Here is a 4,332-nt window from a genome sequence, read left to right as displayed (position 1 = left end):
GAAATGACTATGACGACAAAAAGTTGAACCACGCACCTCTGTATGGAAGGGCTCCCCTTCCTGGGGAAAGTCCTCGCGGAAATGGGCTCCTCGGCTTTCTTCCCGCAGCAGCGCCCCCTGCGCTACAAGACGGGCGAGCAAAAGCAGACTGCCTGCCTCAGCCTCTTCCCGGCTGGCCCAAGGCTTTTCCTGCAGGGGAAGTTCCTTGACAAAGGCCAGAAAAGCCCGCAGCCGTGTTCCCTCGCGCACAACGCCCAAAGCTTCCCCAACTCGCTGCCTCAGAGCCGGCACGATGGAGGGAGATGCCGCCAGAACGGGTAGCCTTTGCAGTCGCCGGGCGAAGCTCACCTCTCCCAAGTCTTGCAAGGCAGCCAAAGCAGCCCGCTTGCCCATAACCAGCCCCTCCAAGAGACTGTTGGAAGCCAAACGATTGGCCCCGTGTAGCCCCGTGGAAGCCACCTCCCCGGCAGCATAAAGGCCCGGCAGTCCGGTGAAGCCGAAAGCGTCCGTTCGGATCCCACCCATCACGTAGTGAGCGGCGGGAACAACCGGCAGCAGATCCTTGGTGGGATCCAACCCCAAGGCGCGGGCAGAAGCAACAACGGTGGGAAAACGCTCCTCCAGATGTTCGACGACCCGCAGATCCAGGTAGGTTCCCCCTGTCTGCTCCCGCTCCCAGAAAACGGCTCGAGCTACCACATCCCGCGGCGCCAGCTCTCCCCGCTCCGCATACCGAGGCATGAAACGCTCCCCAAAGGCGTTGAGGAGAACGGCCCCTTCTCCTCTTACTGCCTCGCTCACCAGCGCTCCATTGGGCAAAGCCGTGGGGTGAAATTGCACAAACTCCAGATCCCTGAGGATGGCCCCTGCCCGCCAAGCCAGCACCATCCCATCGCCGGTAGCTCCCGAGGGAGCTGTCGAGACGGGGAAGAGGCTGCCAAATCCTCCCGTAGCCAGGAGAACTGCCCCGGCCCTCACCTCCACCGGCCCCTCAGGGCCAAGAAGCAAGGCCCCCGCCACCCTGTCCCCCGCCAGCAAAAAGCTGAGGGCTGTGTAGCCCTGCAAAGGCAGCCTGTTGAGGCGAGCCAGCAAACCTCTCAGGAGCCACAGTCCGCTCCGATCCCCCCCCAGATGGCGAACCCGCGCTTGGGAGTGGCCCCCTTCCCGGACAGGTTGGGGATGGAAAGGAAGGCCCCAGCGTAAAAGCCTCTCCAGGTGCAAGGGTGCTTCCTCCACAATGGAGCGGGCCACCTTTTCTTCCACCAGGCCACGGCCCGCTTGCAAGGTGTCTCGGAGATGGGCCTCTACATCCGCCTCATCCACAGGAAAAGCCACCCCACCCTGTGCCCAAGGGGTAGAGCCAGAGGGAAGGGGATCCTTGCTTACCACCAAGGTTGTCGCCCCCTGGGTTTCGGCCCACAGGGCTGCGTACACCCCCGCCACCCCCGCTCCCAGGATCAGCAGATCAGTTTGCCATCGCACTAGCGGTGCGATTTCCCTGCCGTAGGCATAGCACTCTTGCAGCAGCGCCACGTAGTCCTTGCGCTCCAATTTAAGCCCCGGCAGGCACTGCCAGCATGGCCAGAATCGACCGGCGAGCCTTCTCAGCCACGTCCTGGGGTACCTGAATCGCGTGGCGCATCTCCTGCAGGGAGCGATAAATCTTTTCCAAGGTAATCTTTTTCATGTACTCGCAAACGGCCTCTGCCTTGACAGGGATGAAGGTCTTGTCTGGAGCTTCTTTCTTGAGCCGGTGGAGAATGCCCACCTCAGTAGCGACCACGAACTCGCGGCTTTCCGAGGTTTTGGCGTAGCGCACCATGCCCTCGGTAGAGAGCAGCTTGGCATCCGGTTTGAGAAAGAGACAGCTAGAGCCGCAACTGCACTCGGGGTGAATGAGGAACTCCGCTCCAGGGTGCTCTTCCACCATCGCCTTGAGGTGCTCTTCCCGGATGCCGACATGCACGTGGCACTCTCCCGGAAAGAGATCCAGCTCCCTCCCGGTTACCTGAGCAACGTGGGCTCCCAGAAACATATCCGGCACAAAGAAGATGGGGCGATCCCGGGGCAGGCTGGCCACCACTTGAACTGCGTTGGCGCTGGTTACGCAGACATCCGCCAGGGCCTTGATCTCTGCAGCGGTATTGACGTAGGCCACCACCAAGCCCTCAGGGCAGGCTTCCTTCCACCGCAGCACATCTTCTGGGCGAATGCTGTCGGCTAGGGAACAGCCCGCCTCCAGATCCGGCAGCAGCACCGTCTTTTCGGGGTTGAGGATGGCAGCCGTCTCTGCCATAAAATGCACGCCCGCAAAGACGATCACCTGGGCGCTCGTCTTTTGAGCCTCTCGAGCCAGCCCCAAGGAGTCTCCCACAAAGTCTGCTACCTCTTGAACTTCGGGGAGCTGATAGGAATGGGCAAGGATGACCGCCTGCCTTTCCTGTTTGAGCCGAACAATCTCCTGGACGGTCACGTCAGCGTTGCGTAGCAATAGAGTTTCTCCTTATCATTCTCGACTTCTTGTCGCGACAGCGTTGCGTAGCAATAACGGCTTTGTTCCTCTGTAAGCTGGACGCGATCTGAGGACTTTGTCCCGCTAATGGGCTCGCAGGAGCAGCGCGCAGCGATAGCAGAAAGCGTATCTCCTGCAGTTGGCTGACTCTGCTTTAGCCAAGACGCTCGGAGAAGCCTTTCGCGGCGCTCGGTTGAGCTGGAGCTGGGCCTAGGTTGTTTTCCCAAAGTAGCATCGGTTGCGACGGCGTTGCGCAGCAGTAAAACAGCATCTAGCGAGGACTTGGCTCAGGTTGACATTCCCCCCTGCATAAAGGCAGGGGATTCTTTCAAGCACTCCGCGCCGTCATAGGCGTTCGCGAAAGCGTCGTGTAGCAATGAAGCAGAGGCCGTCCCAGGGGGCGGGGCTTGTTCGCTTTAGCAGCGCGGAGCGCTAAACCCGGTTTTCTTGGTCAGGCAGTGTAGTAGGCCGTGCCTTTGTTGACGAAGTCCAGCGTATAGGCAGCCCGGTAGTTGATGGTTGGCTCAAATACGCCGGCCACCGTCATGCTGTCGAAGAAGTCTTGCCAGCGTTTGTCGGTCATGGCGCCAATGCCTTTTTCCAACGCATCGCCGGACAAGATGATGCCGTACTCCTGCAATTTCTCGAAGCTGTAGGCCAACTGGGCATCGGTCATCTCCGGGTTGTCCTGCTTGATCAAGCGATAGGCCGGACGGGGATCCTCCAAGAAGCTGTACCAGCCTTTGATAGAGGCATCCACGAATCGCTCCACCAAGTCGGGCTTGGTTTCCACCAGTTGGCGACGGGTTTCGATGGTGGTGGCATAGGGTTTGTAGCCCAAATCCGCCAGGAGGAAGACCACCGGCTCAAATCCCCCTTCCCGTTGGATGGCAAAAGGCTCGGATGTCAGATAGCCTTGCTGAGCTGAGCTGGGATCCGCCAAAAAGGGGCCGGGGTTGAAGTTATAGGGGCGAACTTGGTCGTCGGTGAAGCCAAAGCGGGCCTTCAGGTAGGGCCAGTAGGTGGCAAGGCCACCTTTCGAGACAAAGATAGGCCGGCCCTTGAGCTCTTCAAAGCGCTGGGTGCCAGGGTGGGCCATGATGATCTGCGGGTCTTTTTGAAAAATGGCCGCCACGCACACCAAGGGGATCCCTTCTCGCACGGCATTGATCACCCCTGTGCTTCCTCCCATGGCAAATTCGGCAGCTCCACCGGCCAAAACTTGGGTGATGTTGATGCCAGGGCCACCCATCTTGATGGTCACATCCAGGCCATGCTCGCGGTAGATGCCGGTCGCCACCGCCTGATAAAAGCCGCCGTGTTCCGCCTGGGCATACCAGTTGGTAGCGTAGGAAACGCGATCCAGACCGGATCCCTGAGCCACTATCAGGGTGGGAGAGGGTTTGCGCTGAGCTTGGGCACCCCCTGCAGCCAACAGACCGCCCCCAAGGGCTGCGGCCCCCACCTTGAGAAGTTGACGGCGGCTCAGAGCGTTGGTGTTCGAGTCAGAGGGTCGAGGCGAAGCCATATCCATTCTTCCTAACCTAATCCTTGCAGGGTGTGAAGCGGCCAAAGGCGCAGGTAATTTGTAACACTCCATTAAACCAAAAAACCTTGGACAGAGCGGTATCTCCGGCTACCGGTACTTGCAGACGAGATCCGCCGGCATTGGGTTCCATCGGCTAGAGACCAAGTTGCCCAGCAGCCAGCACCTCAGCTCAAGAATGGCAAGGGGAACAAAGCCCGAAACCAACCTTGCCCCGATCTATCCCAAACCTGTAGCCACCGAACCTGACCGGCGCTCGAAGTATGGTCATTTT

At 59.7% G+C, this 4,332-nt stretch carries 3 protein-coding genes; all 3 read right to left on the bottom strand.

Annotated features, from left to right (window positions below; genetic code table 11):
• A partial coding sequence (locus NW816_RS13870) for an L-aspartate oxidase (RefSeq protein WP_414409542.1) occupies window positions 1-1,482 on the bottom strand: 1,482 nt, incomplete at its 3' end.
• 70 nt (window positions 1,483-1,552) lie between these two features.
• Entirely contained in the window at window positions 1,553-2,491 is a 939-nt protein-coding gene (nadA, locus tag NW816_RS13865; protein ID WP_414409541.1) for a quinolinate synthase NadA, read from the bottom strand.
• A gap of 472 nt (window positions 2,492-2,963) precedes the next feature.
• Window positions 2,964-4,040, bottom strand: a complete 1,077-nt coding sequence (locus NW816_RS13860; protein WP_414409540.1) for an ABC transporter substrate-binding protein — start codon at window positions 4,038-4,040, stop codon at window positions 2,964-2,966.
• Window positions 4,041-4,332 lie beyond the last annotated feature (292 nt).

The sequence above is a fragment of the Synechococcus sp. W55.1 genome, assembly GCF_047461655.1.
Classification (GTDB): Bacteria; Cyanobacteriota; Cyanobacteriia; order Thermostichales; family Thermostichaceae; genus Thermostichus.
This window is presented reverse-complemented; position numbering and strand designations above follow the sequence as displayed.